Source organism: Clostridium sp. AF32-7AC, from assembly GCF_003477925.1.
In the GTDB taxonomy this organism is placed as follows: Bacteria; Bacillota; Clostridia; order Lachnospirales; family Lachnospiraceae; genus Otoolea; species Otoolea fessa.
The window spans coordinates 828,102-842,791 of the sequence record NZ_QUEG01000001.1 but is presented as its reverse complement, the minus strand read 5'-3'; the positions used below and the strand labels follow the sequence as shown (position 1 = coordinate 842,791).

The following is a 14,690-nucleotide window of genomic DNA, read 5'->3' as shown; positions in this document are numbered from 1 at the left end:
CCTTTCAAATATAACGAATGAATAGTTTAGCAAACAGATTAAGTGCATACACATATTTATATTTCAAACTATTCGATAAAGTAGGCTTTCACGAATAGTTTTGTCCATCTTCCTATCATACCATGTTTCCCTTTATTTGTAAATAAATCTTTTTACGAATTATTCAATATCGTATTTCAGCATAAAAACAAACCTAAACACAAAATGGATGGATGCCGCCTTTGCCATTTACCAGCAAACACTCCAGCAAAAAACAAAGGCAACATCCATCCAGCTCAAAATCCCTTATGACTAATTCATATTCATTTTATTCTTTATTCACTTCTTAATCCAAAAACGCCCGGTAATACGGCCAGACCGCATGGACCTTTCCGACCGTTACATTGCGTGCACTGCCGGATTCATGTACGCCCAGTATGGTTCTGTCTGCGTTCCAGCCTAAAAACATTACAACGTGCGAATCACCGCCAAGCTGGACAAGCAAGTCGCCCGGCTGAAGCTCTGCGCTGTTGATCGCCCGTCCTGTCCGCACAATCTCGTAGGTGCTGGCGGCACCCATTCTATTGCCAAGCGCGGTCCAGTATACCCAGTTGACCCATCCAGAACAGTCAAGCCCTGACAAAATCCGTCCCTTGTAATCCGGGCTTGTCACGCTGGCAAAATGATTGCCGGAAAGTCCTGCTGTACTCGGTTTTCCTCCATAATAATATGGAATCTTGCCAACGGAATTGAGCGCGCATGTGATAACGGCACGCCGCTCCGGTGATAAATCCTCTGGAAGTAAATCCAGGTAAGACGCAATTTCTGCCGGTGTCAGCGGATTCCCGAGTGCAAACTCTGAACTGGCAAGCCCGTACATTCCCTGCCAATCCTGAGCAGCGAGTGTCTGGGCGGCTGTCTGTTTTTCTTCCGTCCAACCCTGCCAGTTCCCGACAGCCTGATTTCCCGTTCCATCGAGTGCAAACAGATTATGCTTCTCTTTCAGACCGGTTGTCTTAACGGTAATAGTCAGATCAACGTGTCCCGGGCAATATTTTCCGTTTTCATTTAATGTAACTGCCGCAGCGCTCTCCGCACTGAACGTCGCCTCTGACGGGGACGCAACCGCTTTTGATTCGGCTGCCTGCTCCTGTGTGGAAGCCCCCGGTCCCTGTGCCGGTTTGACATAATTATTTGCTGTGGATGCCGCCTCGCTCTCCGTTAACGGCTCTTCTGCCGCTGTCTGACTGTCTCCTGCGCCCTGGGCATCTAAAGCCTCCGAGGATGCCTCTCCTGCTGCACTGCCGCTCTCCACATCGTCATCTGCTGTTCCCTCTGTCGCCGGCTCGTCCGGCAGTTCTGTACAGCCCTCACAGTAATACACATTGCTAATGCTCACGTGGTACTGGTGGGAACTGGTCCAGAGCTGATTGATATAGGTATTGAACAGGTCTGTATTTTTCCAGTCCAGGCTATATGTATATACATTTGCCATAGACAAAATATCGGTCGCATTGGATACGAGGGACGTCGGCTTTCCGTCTCCGTCACATATCTGGAAACGGATATTTTTCCAAGTTGGAACTACCCAGCTCGCCGGGTCCTGCGCGTTATGCTCTGGATTGGAGGGATCATAGCTGCCGAGTACCTGTGCAGCTGGCAGCCCCATTTTCTGGGAAGCCGTAAGCGGTGTCGTCTGGATCCACCCGTAGATCTCCGATATCCACTGTGCATCCCGTGTTCCAAGCGCTTCGTACATCTTCGCGCCCCAGGTATCTTCTGTCCCCATACTCCGGAATCGTTTTGCAAGTTTATACCATGGAAGAGACTCAAATGCCGCCAATGGATCAGACAGATCAACAGCGCTCTCTTCCGTCCGGAGCGCCATCAGGTTATACTCCGTTTCCGACGGAATATATTCTTCCGAGTCTGCTCCCAGACCATTTAAAAATCGGGATGCCATGTGAATCGGGTGTACCATTTTCTTCATCAGACGGTCGCAGAAGGATTCGTCTGTATCATTTTGTGTCTCCTGGTCTAAAATTCCATCTGCAATCACAACTTTATCAGCAGGCACATCGACTGATAAATCCACCTCCGGGCGCACTGCTTCGGCAATCCCGCACAATAAAATACCCGATGCCGCCATGAGCGCCGTTCGGATTATATAAGAATGTCTTTCTTTCATCATCATTTTCTTCATGTATCTACATTCAAAATCTTAAGTAACTATTTTGTTTTTATACCCCAACGCAATCTCATCTTCAAAACATCCAGGCGCAAAAAACCGATGCGTCCTTTCTGATTCTTCACCAGAAATTCAAACACACCGGTTTTAATTATACTTTTATGCGTTCTCGTTTATCTTAAGAAATTCTTGTTTCTTTTTGGCGAATTCCTTAATAATTTCTACGGCACCGTCGATGCCTACGACACTGCTGTTGATGCAGAGGTTATAGCTCTTGGAGCTGCCCCAGCGTTTGCTGGAATAATAGTTATAATAACCAGAACGCTGCTTATCGGTCTTGATCATCACATCTTTTGCCTTATCGCGGGTAATATTGTGACGTTTCATCAATTCCTGAATCTTCACTTCCTCATCTGCACAGATGAAAACAGACACTACGTTCGGATAATCTGCCAGCGCATAGTCCGCACACCGTCCTACAATGACACAGGATTCTTCATCTGCCAGTTTCTTGATCGTGTCAAACTGTGCCAGGAAAATCTTGTGGTTGATCGGCATATCCATATAAGCCGATGTATTATAACCCATCGAATAGGTGTCCATTACCAGTGAATATAAGAAGCTGTTGGTTGGTTTCTCATCATGCGTCTTAAAAAGCTCTTCACAGAGACCGCTGTTCTTCGCTGCCAGTGCAAGAAGCTCTTTATCATAGCACTTGATTCCCAATGATTCCGCCAGTTTTCGTCCAATCGCTCTTCCGGAGCTGCCGCATTCGCGACCGATTGTAATTACTAAATTTTTTTTCATGTCTCCCTCAACTCCTTTCAAGTTCTGCCTTTATTATAACACAAGCTATCTGAAAAGTCATCATTTTTTCGGAATAAAAGGTATTTCTTAGCGACACAGAAATAAACTATCTGAAAAGAATGTGTATACGAATTAGAACGATCTTACTATTCACGTTACTTTTACTTTCCAGCTTTTTTCCGCAGCTTCTCCAGCAGTTCTTCAAAATACGCTGGCAGCGGCGCAGAAAACTCCACATACTCCCCAGTCCGCGGATGGATAAAGCCTAAGACTCCCGCATGCAGGGTCTGCCCTTCCAGTGAAAATGGCTGCCGCGCCGGACCGTACACCTCATCGCCCAGAAGCGGATGACCGATGCTTGCCATATGGACGCGGATCTGGTGTGTGCGTCCCGTCTCCAGGCGGCACTCGATAAATGTATACGCCCCGAAGCGTTCCAGTACGCGGTAATGCGTGATCGCATCGCGCCCCTGTTTGGAGTGGATGCTCATTTTCTTGCGATCCGTCGGATGACGCCCGATCGGTGCATGGACAGTGCCCTCATCCTCGCGCAGATTGCCAAATACGATGGCATAATACACGCGGGTAATCGAATGCACCTTGAGCTGTTCTGCAAGTGAATTGTGGGCGAAATCATTCTTGCACACCACCAGCACACCGGTCGTGTTCATATCGATCCGATGGACGATCCCAGGGCGCATGACTCCGTTGATGCCGGAGAGCTGATCCTTGCAATGGTACATCAGCGCATTGACCAGAGTCCCCGTATAATGCCCTGCCGCCGGATGGACAACCATCCCCTTCGGCTTATTGACTAAAATTATATCCGAATCTTCATACAAAATGTCCAACGGGATATTTTCCGCCTCGATCGCCGCCTCCTGCGGTTTTGGAACTTCAAAGGCGATAGTTTCCCCGCCATTTACCTTGAAACTACTTTTAACCGCTTTTCCATCTGCTGTCACGCTGCTCTCTTTCAGAAGTTTCTGCAAAAAGGAACGGGACAGATCCGGGCAGGCGTCCGCCAGAAATTTATCGATGCGGGTTCCAGCCGCCTCTTCTGGAACCAGATATTCCTGCATCATCGCCCCGACTCCTTTTTCGCACCTTTAAAAGAAAGAAATTCCAGTTCCTCATCCGAATAGAAGAAGAAAAACAGAAGAATCAGCGAGAAAGTCGCGATCACCACATAGCAGTCTGCCACATTAAAAATCGGGAAATCAATCAGCTTAAAATACAGGAAATCCACCACATATTTCTGTGTCAGACGGTCGATCATATTGCCAACTGCGCCTGATACGAGCAGAAACAAGCTGCACATCAGCGGCAGATACCGTTTCCCTGCCGGCATCCGGTAAACCGCCCACAACACTGCCAGAATGACTGCCGCTGCAATCAGGAAGAAGAATCCCTGCCGTCCCTGCAGCATTCCAAAAGCAGCGCCGCGGTTTTCAGAATAATAAAATTCAAACACACCCTTAATGAGCACAAATGGCTTCTGCCCTTTCAGATGGACAACTGCCAGATGTTTTGTAAACTGATCCAGTCCGATGCTGACTCCCAGCCCGATAAAAAAGATAAAGAACTGTCGTAATTTCGTGTTCATGCACCTGATTCCTTTCCTGCTATTATACCAGCACCTGATCGAGTGCCTGTTTCATCTCGTCCTCGGTTACTGTACGATCCACGTAGGCGTCGCCGATGGAATGAATAAGAATAAATTTGATGATGCCGGAATCCATCTTCTTGTCGTTCTTGGACGCTGCCACAATCGCATCTTTCTCAAGCCCGGATACCTGCGTACCGATATGGAATTCTCCCAGTGCTTCTTTGAAGCGGTTTGTTTCCTCCGGTTTGATCATGCCGCGGTTTTCCGACAGCTTCATCGCTGCCAGCGCGCCGAGTGCCACGCATTCACCGTGCAGAAGTTCAAAGTTTTTCAGCTTCTCGATCGCGTGTCCCAGCGTATGACCAAAGTTTAAGAGCATACGGTCGCCTTTTTCGGTCGGATCCTTCTCTACCACAGCACGCTTGATCTCATTGCTCCAGGTCACTGTCTTGCGGAGTGCCTCCGGCTTTCTCGCCCAGATATCTGCCGCATTTTCAAGCAGCCACTCATAATATGCCGCATCCTTGATCAGACCATGTTTGATAACCTCGCCCATACCGGCGGAAAACTGGTTGTCCGGAAGCGTCTGAAGCGTATTGATATTGGTAAATACCAGCTTCGGCATATGAAACGCGCCAACCATATTTTTGTACGCGTCAAAATCAACGCCCGTCTTGCCGCCAATGCTGCTGTCCACCTGGGAAAGAAGCGTCGTCGGAATCTGCATGAAGGCAACGCCGCGCAGATAGGTCGCCGCCGCGAATCCGCAGAGATCGCCCACAACTCCGCCGCCGAGTGCTGCCAGCATATCGTTGCGGTCAAAATGGTTCAAAATCAAGGTCTCATATAAATCCCGGACGGTGTCGAGGTTTTTGTGCTCCTCGCCCGCCGGAAATACGAACGAAATTACCGTCTTGCAGCACGGCGCCAGAAGTTCTTTTACCTCATTCAGATATAATTTTTCTACGTTCGAATCCGTCACGATGCAGAGACGGCGGTTTGAAATGGAGAGTTTTTCGATTTCACCCGGAAGTGCCGAAAAATCTTCGGTCATCACAATATCATAGATCGGCTTCTCGTCCAGGTGAACGGTTACGCGATTCATTTTCTCATTCTTTACTTCTGTCATTTGTTTTCAGTCCTTTCTTTTTTACACATATTTATCCGCATAAACATACAGACGTCCCTTTTTCGACAATCCCCCGCTCCCGGCAAAGCGGAATTTTCCCATGCCGCGCACAGATACAATCTCGCCCTCTTTAAGCTGCACCGCCGGGGAAGTCACCTGTTTCCCGTCAATAAATACCTTTTCGCCCTCAATGAGCGGCAGTATCTTCGTGCGGGAGGATGAAAATACCATCGCGATCACACTGTCAAGACGCGGTGATGCAACGCTTCCACTCACGCGCTCCATCTTCGGTGTGATCGGCTCCGTCGCGTCCGCCCTGCGGCAGATCACGGAGGTGTGGCGCACCATCGTGAGTTCCTGGCAGAGATAATCCGCCATCTTTTCCTGACAGAAGACGCAGCAGCCATTTTCCTTCATCAGAATATCCCCGATGCAGCTGCGCTCAATCCCCAGGTTCATGAGCGCCCCGAGATAATCCCGGTGCGTCAGCGCCTCACTGTAGCGCAGGTTTGCCGGAATGACCTCCAACACGGCGATCGGAAGTCCAAACTCCTCATCGTCATACGAAGCCAGAAAACAAAGAAGTTTGCGCTCTGCGCCCTCAAAGCCGCCCGTCAGGCAAGTCCGCACCGGCGGCAGCGTCTTCTCGATCGAGTGAAAGATCGCCTGTTCATTTAACGACAAAAAGCCGGTACTTGTCTGTATATCGCGCTGATAACAGAGTCCGGCCAGTTCTATCATTCTCTTTTTTAAAAGCTGTTCTTCTTTTTCCTGCAGCATCGCGTGTTTCTACTCCTGTTCGAAAGTGCTTATATAAAGTGTGCTCCTGCCCAGAGAGCCTGTATACAATCAGAAATCACACAAATTTCCGATTGTATAATAAATACTCCCAGGTTCAGATATATAGCGAACCTGGGAGTATATCAGTATCAGAAGTGGAGATTCATCCCGGAAACATTCATGGAACCGTCTGCTAAGAGTTCGGGAAAGTCGCCGGACAGCTCAACCGATGACGGTGTCGCAATAAAAATGTAATTGGAAATCTTCTGGAGATTTCCATCCATCGAATAGGTCGCGCCACAGGTAAAATCAATGATACGCTGTGCAACCTCCATGTGGATTCCTTCCATATTTAAAACAACAGCTTTTCCAGCCAGCAGGTAATCGCAAATCTCTCTCGTATCCTCCATGGAAGTAGGTTTGATCAGAGATACTTCCATGCTGCGGCGCATCTGCACTACCTTATTGTTAGAGGAACGTGGCAGAAAACGCGGCTTAGATTCCTCCTCGTGGCGGTAATCATCCATCTCTTCGTCCCTCTTGCCGAAAGAACGCTTCTTAATCACCGGTTTTTCTTCTTCGTAATCTTCCTCATCGAAGTAATCGTCATCATTCTCTGTGAGACGCATTGTATCCATTAATTTGTTCAGAATACTCATAACCCTATTTCTCTCCTATCTTTGCCCTGGTTCCAAAAATGCCCGTACCGACTCTTACCATAGTTGCACCTTCTTCAATCGCTGTCTGATAGTCTCCGGTCATTCCCATCGAAAGGACATTCATAGTAACATTATCAATGTTTTTCCGTTTCATGTCAACATATAATTCATATAATTTTTTAAAAACACCACGATTTTCTTCCGAATTCTCTACAAATGGTGCAATCGTCATAAGTCCCTGTATGTGGACATGCGGGTACTTTGCAATTTCGCGTGCCGCTTCCTCGACTTCTTCCGGGGCAAAACCAAATTTGGACTCTTCTCCGGCGACATTGACCTCCAGAAGAATAGAAACGTCCAGATCACGTTTGACCGCTTCTTTTTCGATCTGCTCTGCCAGTCCCACCGTATCGACGGAGTGAATCAGAACTGCCTTGTCAATTACCTGACGGACTTTATTTTTCTGTAAATGTCCAATCATATGCCAACGGATATCAGACGGCAGCTGCGGTTCCTTCTCCAGAATCTCCTGCACCTTGTTTTCGCCGAAATCTCTGGCGCCGGCATCATATGCCTCTTGAAGCATCGGCACCGGCTTTGTCTTACTGACCGCGATCAGCGTGACATCCTCCACCTTCCGTCCGCTCCGCTCGCAGGCGTTCCGTATATTCTGACGTACTTCTTCTAACTGTTCCTGAACCATATGTGATACACCTTCCTTATCTCTATATTTTGGAAATATCATTACTGATATACGATCTGGCCATCCGATACGGTGCTGGCATCCAACACGATATGGTCATAAACCGATAATCCATATTTGGTTCCTTTTTCTACAATGTAATATTCACCGCTATTTGCAAGTTCTTTCACCTGCTTGAACACCGCGTATCCCTTATTAATATTGTAAGCACCTGTCAGCTTTGCCGTCGGTCCTACCTGGAAGCGCTCGTTTGAATCCGGCTTCACCAGATAATCGCCGCTCTTTAACAGCCCATCGTCGCTCTTCTCGACATAATAATACTCATCTGTCGAGCTGTAAATCTCCGGCGTGACAAATTCAATCGACGCCTTTCCGCCTTCGCCGTAAACTTCTTTATTGAAGCCAGCCTCATCTTCAGTAGCGTTACCGCCCGTTGTCATATAATCAACTGGAATGGTATAAAATTCCTTCTCCATCACCGATGATACCGGAATTTTAAGTCCCTGCGTTTCCTCGCTGGAGATCTCGAAGTTCATAAAACGCTCGGATTCAAACTGGATCATGTAACGGTCCAGATCCAGGCGTCCATACAGATTGCCATCGGAACCGGTAAACATCGAATAATTTCCCCGGAATTTCATATCACTTCCCAACGGCTCGATCGTCAGTGTATCTTGATCGGCAAACTGCTCTTTATCCTTGTCATCCATCTGAAACACGATACTCCAGTTCTCCGATGTGATGATCTTGTACACCGGCGTGCCCGCCTCGATCAGTTCCCCAGCTCGTCCCACCTGCCGCGTATATTGACTCCGGTCAAACGAATCCGCCGTCACCTCCTCCGGCGCGACCCCCTCAAAAGAATCGGTCACATAGGAAATAATACCCGGCTGGGGCGCCGATATCTGTTTGTAATTGATACCCTGTGCCTGAAGCTGTGCATCCATATCGCCCAGCGCATTGAAATTCATATACTCTGCAACCGAAGCCTGCAAAGAATATTTGGCGTCGTAGACGCTTTCAAAGCGCTGATCGTTGTAGGATAAACAGAACGAACTGAGTTGTTTCTTCAAATCAGCCAGATTTTCTGCTGACAGGGACACCCCAGAGGACTGATTTTCTTCCAAAAATTTCCCCAGCTCGCCGGTCTCATCTAGCGAATAGACGCGCGCCCCAGCGCCTGCCCGCTTTCCCTCGCGCACATAATAGTTGACGTACCCGGTCTGCGGTGCATTTTCCACTGTCTCATCCCGAAACAGGATTCCGTTGTATTCTTTATTATTTACAATACTTCCCTCGACGACCTCATAAAACTGGACGTGATCCCGCCTGAGATATGTATAGACACTGAAAGAAAGATAGACGAAAATCATGGCAAAAATGATCATGCCTACATTGATATTCAATGGCTTTCTGTAGCGTACAATTTTCTTGTTTTTGGCCATGCAGCTCTATCCTCCCTTTTCCCGATGTACTTCTCTGGCAGCTGTTTCTGCAGTTTCACAGTTACCAGACAAAAATCCACGCAAATTTGTCTACGGCCATGGACTTTTGCAATATTCTGTATAGCCCAACGTACAGCCTTTATTATACGAGTGAATTGTCCAAATTTCAAGATCAATTCATCCCGTCAATTATACAGAATCATCCATAATCTGCAAATGCCAGAAGGAGCGGCAGGGAGTATCGCCCGCATTCCGCATCGTGTGATAGAGATTCGGCTTGATATAGATCGAATCGCCCGGTCCTAAGAGATAAACCGTTCCATCCAGATTGACCTCCATCTTGCCTTCCAGAACGACTCCGACCTCCGCGTATGGATGCAGCCCCCAGGACGGCGGTGTATCTTTTGTCTCTGGATCATAGGTTGAAAACTCATAAATACCGCGTTTCTTTCCAAAATCCAGACGGCGGATTTGAAGCTTGTACTCATCATATTCATATAACTGCTGCTCCTCCTGGCGGATCAGGGTTCTCTCCTCGCCGGAAGGACTGAGCAGATCCCGGATCGAAATACCAAGCGCCACGCAGATGCGCTGCAAATTGTTCAGCGTCGGGCTTGCCTGGTTCCGCTCTAGATTGCTCAGATATCCCACTGACAGATCGGTAAACTGGGACAGCTTCTGGATCGTGATAGATTTACTCTTGCGAATCTCCTTGATCCGCTGTCCAATATTCTCCACTTCTTCAAATTCCATGCAATCCCTCCGAACGTTTTATTTTTACGGTTCTGCTATTATTCATTATGCGTTCCGTTTTTTCCATGCCGCCTCGATCTGATCGAGCGCCTGTGCAATCACACTGCGCGAACTGCCCAGATTAAAGCGCATAAATCCAGATCCCTGTTCACCCGAATGCGTGCCCGGATCCAGCCATACCTTCGCTTCATTCGAGAAGAATGCCATCAATTCATCATCCGTCATCCCCAGTTCACGGCAATCCAGCCATGCCAGATACGTTCCCTCCGGTTCTACCAGTTGAATCTGCGGCACACGGTTTTTACAGAAATCGCGCACCAGTGCCAGATTGCCAGCCAGATAGCCGATAAGCTGATCCAGCCATTCCCCGCCGCCTTCATACGCTGCACGGCAGGCGAACAATCCCAGACGGTTCATATTTTCCTGACCAACATCCAGCAGCTCCGACCGGAATTTACGCCGCATCTCCGGATCCGGGATAAAGAGGTTTGATGTCGCCATGCCAGCCAGATTGAAGGTCTTGCTCGGCGCTGTACACATCATCGAATGAAGGCATGCTTCCTCTGAAATCGACGCATACGGAGTCTGCTCATGCCCCTGCCATACAAAATCGCCATGGATCTCGTCGCTGATCACGTATACATGGTGGCGCAGGCAGATGTCAGCCAGTGCGGTCAGCTCTTCCCTCGTCCAGACACGGCCAACCGGATTGTGCGGATTGCATAAAATCATCAGTTTGACATGCTCATCCAGCACCTTCTGCTCCAACTCTTCCAGATCCATCTCATAATGTCCATCTTTTAAAACCAGCGGATTCTCCACCAGCGTCCGCTTATTGCGGAGGATCGCCCGGCTGAATGGATGGTAGACCGGCGGCTGGATCAACACCGCATCGCCCTCCTGGGTAAAAGCCCGCACTGCGATCGAGAGTGCAAACACAATACCTGGCGTGCAGGTCATCCACTCCGGCTGCAGAGTCAGATGATGGCGTTTCTGATACCACGCTGCCACCGCATCAAAGTACGACTCATCTGCCCGGCTGTAACCGAAAATCCCGTGATCTACTGCCTTTTTCAGCGCTTCAACCACGCTGTCCGGCGATCGAAAATCCATATCCGCCACCCAGAGCGGCAGAATATCATCCGCTTTCCCATTTTCTTTCTTAAAATCATGCTTGATCGACCAAGTATGGGTCCGATCGATCGGTGTATCAAAATCGTACTGCATAGAAAATCCACCTTTCTGTTATATATCGTTAAAATTTTCCAAATTCAGCCATAATTTTAAAAAAATTCTAACTAATATTTTACACCAGTCGGCGATCAATGTCTACAATTACTCCCTCAATTAGCCAAAAAACTAAGAAGCTGACGAGGACAGGGCGGTCTGGCTTTCAGCTTGTCAAATTGTACGCATTTTGAGCACAGATGTCCGAATGAGGCAGATGTAAGTCCGCATCAGGCGAGCATCTGTAGCGAAAGCAAGCGAACAATGATAAGTCTGAGAAGCCAGGCTGTCCTGTCCCCGTCAGCTTCGACGCCTTCACGAATCTATTTAATTTACTTTACCATATGACAAGCCACAAAATGCCCCGGCATCACTTCCCGGAGTTCCGGCAGCTTCGCCCTGCACTCCTCCGTCGCATACGGACATCTCTCGGCAAAACGGCAGCAGTCCTTCGGGTTGATCGGGCTTGGAATCTCGCCCTTAACCATGATACGCTTCTTCTCACGCACCAGCCTCGGATCCGCAACCGGAATCGAGGACAGAAGCACCTGCGTGTACGGATGCAGCGGATGTGCATACAGCTCTTCGGAATCGGCAAATTCAACCATCGTTCCCAGATACATAACGATAACACGGTCGGAAATGTATTTGACGACGCTCAAGTCATGTGCGATGAAGAGATAGGTCAGTCCCATTTCTTCCTGCAGTTCCTTTAACATATTTAAAACCTGCGCCTGGATTGAAACATCCAGTGCGGAGATTGGCTCGTCGCAGATCACAAACTCCGGTTCGACCGCTAATGCCCTGGCAATACCAATTCTCTGCTTCTGACCGCCGGAAAACTCATGCGGGAAACGGGACATATGGTCGCGGTTCAGACCGACGCGCTTCAGGATCGCCTCTACCTTCTGATCCACATCCTTGTCCGTCGCCAGTCCATGCAGTTTCATGCCGGAACCGATGATATCCTTGACCGTCATACGCGGGTTCAGGGAGGAATGTGGATTCTGGAAGATCATCTGCACATTCTTGCGGAATGCTTTTTCCTCTTCACGGGTGTATTTAAAAATATCTTTTCCTTTATAGGTGATCGTGCCTGCTGCCGGCTCATAGAGCTTTACCAGGCACCGTCCCGTCGTGGACTTGCCACATCCGCTCTCACCTACCAGTCCCAACGTTTCCCCTTTATAAATCGTAAAATGCACGTGATCAACTGCTTTCAGCACTTTTCCCCTGCCGACGTTGAAATACTGGCAGAGATCCGTGACCTGGAACAGGGGTGTGCTCCTATCAATTCGTTTTGCCATGGTGTCCCCTCCGTTTCTCTTCCGGCAGAGCCGCAACATTTTCCTCTTCTTCCTGTTTCTGCGCCTCAGTCAGCCCTTTCATGATATCCACCTTCGGCGCATATTCATGCTGCAGCCAGCACGCACAGGTATGTTCGTCTGAAAGCCTGTGAAATTCCGGCTGTTCTTCATAACAGACCTTCATCGCAAACTCACAGCGCGCTGCAAACGGGCATCCTTTCGGCGGTGCAAACAGATCCGGCGGAGTTCCATCGATCGGCACCAGCTTCTGATTCTTGGAGGTATCCAGCGTAGCGATTGATTTGATGAGACCTGCCGTGTACGGATGTGCCGTCTCATAGAAGATCTCATCAACCGTTCCTTTTTCAGCCACCTTGCCGCCATACATAACAAGCACGCGGTCGCACATCTTGGCGATAACTCCGAGATCGTGGGTAATCAGGATAATCGAGGTGTTCATCTTATCGCGCAGTTCCTTCAGAAGATCCAGGATCTGTGCCTCGATCGTTACGTCCAGCGAGGTCGTCGGCTCATCCGCGATGATGATGCTCGGCTTGCCGACCAGCGCGATCGCGATCATGACACGCTGCTTCATACCGCCGGACAACTCATGCGGATACTGTTTATAACGACGCTCCGGCTCATTAATGCCGACCAGACGCAGGATCTCCAGCGCCCGTTCCCTGACTTCTGCCCGGGTCATCCCCTTCCGTCCGACAAAAACCTCCTCGATCTGTTTTCCAACCGTCATGGTCGGGTTTAACGAGGTCATCGGATCCTGAAAGATAAATCCAATCTCCACACCGCGGATTTTCCGCATCTCTCGGTCTGTCTTGGTGATGATCTCCTCGCCTTTATACTTGATCGAACCGCCCTCAAAAAATCCCGGCGGCTCCGGGTTGAGCTTTAAAATGCACTGGGAGGTAACGCTCTTGCCGCATCCGCTCTCGCCTACAATTCCAAGAATCTCGCCTTCGCGTACATTAAAACTAACATCCCGGACGGATTTTACCACGCCGCCGTATGTATGGAACGAGAAGGTCAGATTCTTGATTTCCAATATATTTTTAGCCATTGTCTCCTACCTCCTATTCCGTTCCTCTCAGTCTCGGATCAAATGCATCCCGCAGACCGTTTCCAAGCTGGTTGAGCGCCAGTACAGTTGTACAGATAAAGAATGCCGGCACGTACAGCATATGCGGCGCTGCCGTCATCATACGGGTTCCCTCTTTTGCCAGAACGCCCCAGCTTGCCTGCGGCGGGGAAATGCCGAGACCGATATAACTCAAGAACGCCTCCTGGAAGATGGCGCTCGGGATTGCCATTGTCAGGTTTGTGATCAGAAGACCCATGATATTCGGGATGATCTCACGCACGATGATTGTGAACGCCGACTCGCCCATGACGCGGGCTGCCAGTACAAAATCCTGCTCTTTCAAGCGGTATACTTCGCCTCTGGTAAAACGGCAGGTTCCCGTCCATCCAACAATAACCATTGCAATGATTAAGCTTTTAACGCCGGAACCTAATACTACCATAACCAAAATACAGACGATCAGAGATGGAATACCATAAATAACATCGATAATACGCATGACGATCATATCAAACTTGCCGCCATAATAGCCGCAGAAACCGCCCAGCACTGTACCAATTACAGTATTTAAAAGGGCTGCCAGAAGACCGATCGTCAAAGAAACACGCGCGCCCATCCAAACACGTACCCAGAGGTCACGCCCCAGAGAGTCGGTTCCCAGCCAATGAGCTGCTGAAATCCCCTTGCTCATCGAGTAGGCATCCTGCTGGTCAAATCCGTAGTGGCTGAACATCGGTGCAAAGATCGCTAACAGTCCATATGCAATCAACAGAATCAGACTGAAATATGCCGCCTTATTTGTCCGGATTCGTCTCCACGCCTCCTGCCAGAAGGTCAGGCTTGGTCGGGAGATCGATTCCATTTTTTCAATATTTTTACCTACCATCTCAAACTTGTCGCGGGTAATCGTGCGTCCATCTGTCAGGTTTTCGGATGTGCCTGCTGCTGCGCCGGAATTCTCAGAAGGCAGCACATTTCCATCTTTCATTTTCATCTCACCCATACTGC

General features: G+C 48.9%; 14 protein-coding genes. All 14 read right to left on the bottom strand.

The annotated features are described in order from the left end of the window. Positions 1 to 325: 325 nt before the first annotated feature. The 14 genes from DWZ45_RS03795 to DWZ45_RS03730 all read right to left on the bottom strand — a co-directional run bounded on the left by DWZ45_RS03795 (position 326) and on the right by DWZ45_RS03730 (position 14,685). Entirely contained in the window at positions 326 to 2,182 is a 1,857-nt protein-coding gene (locus DWZ45_RS03795; RefSeq protein WP_118467670.1) for an NlpC/P60 family protein, read from the bottom strand. 144 nt (positions 2,183 to 2,326) lie between these two features. Continuing rightward, positions 2,327 to 2,974, bottom strand: a complete 648-nt coding sequence (locus DWZ45_RS03790) for a cytidylate kinase-like family protein (protein ID WP_022358645.1) — start codon at positions 2,972 to 2,974, stop codon at positions 2,327 to 2,329. 161 nt (positions 2,975 to 3,135) lie between these two features. Beyond that, positions 3,136 to 4,059 (bottom strand): RluA family pseudouridine synthase, encoded by a 924-nt coding sequence (locus DWZ45_RS03785; protein WP_118467668.1) that lies wholly within the window; start codon positions 4,057 to 4,059, stop codon positions 3,136 to 3,138. Beyond that, positions 4,056 to 4,580 (bottom strand): signal peptidase II, encoded by a 525-nt coding sequence (gene lspA, locus DWZ45_RS03780; RefSeq protein ID WP_106999863.1) that lies wholly within the window; start codon positions 4,578 to 4,580, stop codon positions 4,056 to 4,058. Before lspA ends, DWZ45_RS03785 begins: the two co-directional genes overlap by 4 nt. A 22-nt stretch (positions 4,581 to 4,602) precedes the next feature. Further along, the gene (gene aroB / locus DWZ45_RS03775; RefSeq protein ID WP_117795370.1) at positions 4,603 to 5,712 is read right to left on the bottom strand and encodes a 3-dehydroquinate synthase; all 1,110 of its coding nucleotides are present in this window, start codon (positions 5,710 to 5,712) and stop codon (positions 4,603 to 4,605) included. 21 nt (positions 5,713 to 5,733) lie between these two features. Continuing rightward, positions 5,734 to 6,492: a YlmH/Sll1252 family protein gene (locus DWZ45_RS03770; protein WP_227589505.1), complete on the bottom strand. Its 759-nt coding sequence runs from the start codon at positions 6,490 to 6,492 to the stop codon at positions 5,734 to 5,736. Positions 6,493 to 6,641: 149 nt separating this feature from the next. After that, a complete protein-coding gene (locus DWZ45_RS03765; protein ID WP_022358650.1) occupies positions 6,642 to 7,151 on the bottom strand; it encodes a cell division protein SepF in 510 nt (169 codons plus the stop codon). Between the two features lie 4 nt (positions 7,152 to 7,155). Continuing rightward, a complete protein-coding gene (locus DWZ45_RS03760) occupies positions 7,156 to 7,854 on the bottom strand; it encodes a YggS family pyridoxal phosphate-dependent enzyme (RefSeq protein WP_106999861.1) in 699 nt (232 codons plus the stop codon). A 41-nt stretch (positions 7,855 to 7,895) separates the two neighbouring features. Next, entirely contained in the window at positions 7,896 to 9,299 is a 1,404-nt protein-coding gene (locus tag DWZ45_RS03755) for an HlyD family efflux transporter periplasmic adaptor subunit (RefSeq protein WP_106999860.1), read from the bottom strand. Positions 9,300 to 9,488: 189 nt separating this feature from the next. Beyond that, entirely contained in the window at positions 9,489 to 10,052 is a 564-nt protein-coding gene (locus tag DWZ45_RS03750; RefSeq protein ID WP_106999859.1) for a cupin domain-containing protein, read from the bottom strand. A gap of 45 nt (positions 10,053 to 10,097) precedes the next feature. After that, the gene (locus DWZ45_RS03745) at positions 10,098 to 11,279 is read right to left on the bottom strand and encodes a MalY/PatB family protein (RefSeq protein WP_117795364.1); all 1,182 of its coding nucleotides are present in this window, start codon (positions 11,277 to 11,279) and stop codon (positions 10,098 to 10,100) included. Between the two features lie 332 nt (positions 11,280 to 11,611). After that, entirely contained in the window at positions 11,612 to 12,586 is a 975-nt protein-coding gene (locus tag DWZ45_RS03740) for an oligopeptide/dipeptide ABC transporter ATP-binding protein (protein WP_106999857.1), read from the bottom strand. Beyond that, positions 12,570 to 13,661 (bottom strand): ABC transporter ATP-binding protein, encoded by a 1,092-nt coding sequence (locus DWZ45_RS03735; protein ID WP_022358656.1) that lies wholly within the window; start codon positions 13,659 to 13,661, stop codon positions 12,570 to 12,572. Before DWZ45_RS03735 ends, DWZ45_RS03740 begins: the two co-directional genes overlap by 17 nt. Before the next feature lie 13 nt (positions 13,662 to 13,674). Further along, the gene (locus DWZ45_RS03730) at positions 13,675 to 14,685 is read right to left on the bottom strand and encodes an ABC transporter permease (protein ID WP_227589504.1); all 1,011 of its coding nucleotides are present in this window, start codon (positions 14,683 to 14,685) and stop codon (positions 13,675 to 13,677) included. Between the last annotated feature and the right edge of the window lie 5 nt (positions 14,686 to 14,690).

Excerpts from the sequence above, each read along its gene's own strand:
- DWZ45_RS03735 (WP_022358656.1), bottom strand. The coding sequence starts at position 13,661 with ATGGCTAAAAATATATTGGAAATCAAGAATCTGACCTTCTCGTTCCAT.
- DWZ45_RS03750 (WP_106999859.1), bottom strand. The coding sequence starts at position 10,052 with ATGGAATTTGAAGAAGTGGAGAATATTGGACAGCGGATCAAGGAGATT.
- DWZ45_RS03730 (WP_227589504.1), bottom strand. The coding sequence starts at position 14,685 with ATGGGTGAGATGAAAATGAAAGATGGAAATGTGCTGCCTTCTGAGAAT.
- DWZ45_RS03785 (WP_118467668.1), bottom strand. The coding sequence starts at position 4,059 with ATGATGCAGGAATATCTGGTTCCAGAAGAGGCGGCTGGAACCCGCATC.
- DWZ45_RS03765 (WP_022358650.1), bottom strand. The coding sequence starts at position 7,151 with ATGAGTATTCTGAACAAATTAATGGATACAATGCGTCTCACAGAGAAT.
- DWZ45_RS03740 (WP_106999857.1), bottom strand. The coding sequence starts at position 12,586 with ATGGCAAAACGAATTGATAGGAGCACACCCCTGTTCCAGGTCACGGAT.
- DWZ45_RS03760 (WP_106999861.1), bottom strand. The coding sequence starts at position 7,854 with ATGGTTCAGGAACAGTTAGAAGAAGTACGTCAGAATATACGGAACGCC.
- lspA (WP_106999863.1), bottom strand. The coding sequence starts at position 4,580 with ATGAACACGAAATTACGACAGTTCTTTATCTTTTTTATCGGGCTGGGA.
- DWZ45_RS03770 (WP_227589505.1), bottom strand. The coding sequence starts at position 6,492 with ATGCTGCAGGAAAAAGAAGAACAGCTTTTAAAAAAGAGAATGATAGAA.
- DWZ45_RS03755 (WP_106999860.1), bottom strand. The coding sequence starts at position 9,299 with ATGGCCAAAAACAAGAAAATTGTACGCTACAGAAAGCCATTGAATATC.
- DWZ45_RS03795 (WP_118467670.1), bottom strand. The coding sequence starts at position 2,182 with ATGAAGAAAATGATGATGAAAGAAAGACATTCTTATATAATCCGAACG.
- DWZ45_RS03790 (WP_022358645.1), bottom strand. The coding sequence starts at position 2,974 with ATGAAAAAAAATTTAGTAATTACAATCGGTCGCGAATGCGGCAGCTCC.
- aroB (WP_117795370.1), bottom strand. The coding sequence starts at position 5,712 with ATGACAGAAGTAAAGAATGAGAAAATGAATCGCGTAACCGTTCACCTG.
- DWZ45_RS03745 (WP_117795364.1), bottom strand. The coding sequence starts at position 11,279 with ATGCAGTACGATTTTGATACACCGATCGATCGGACCCATACTTGGTCG.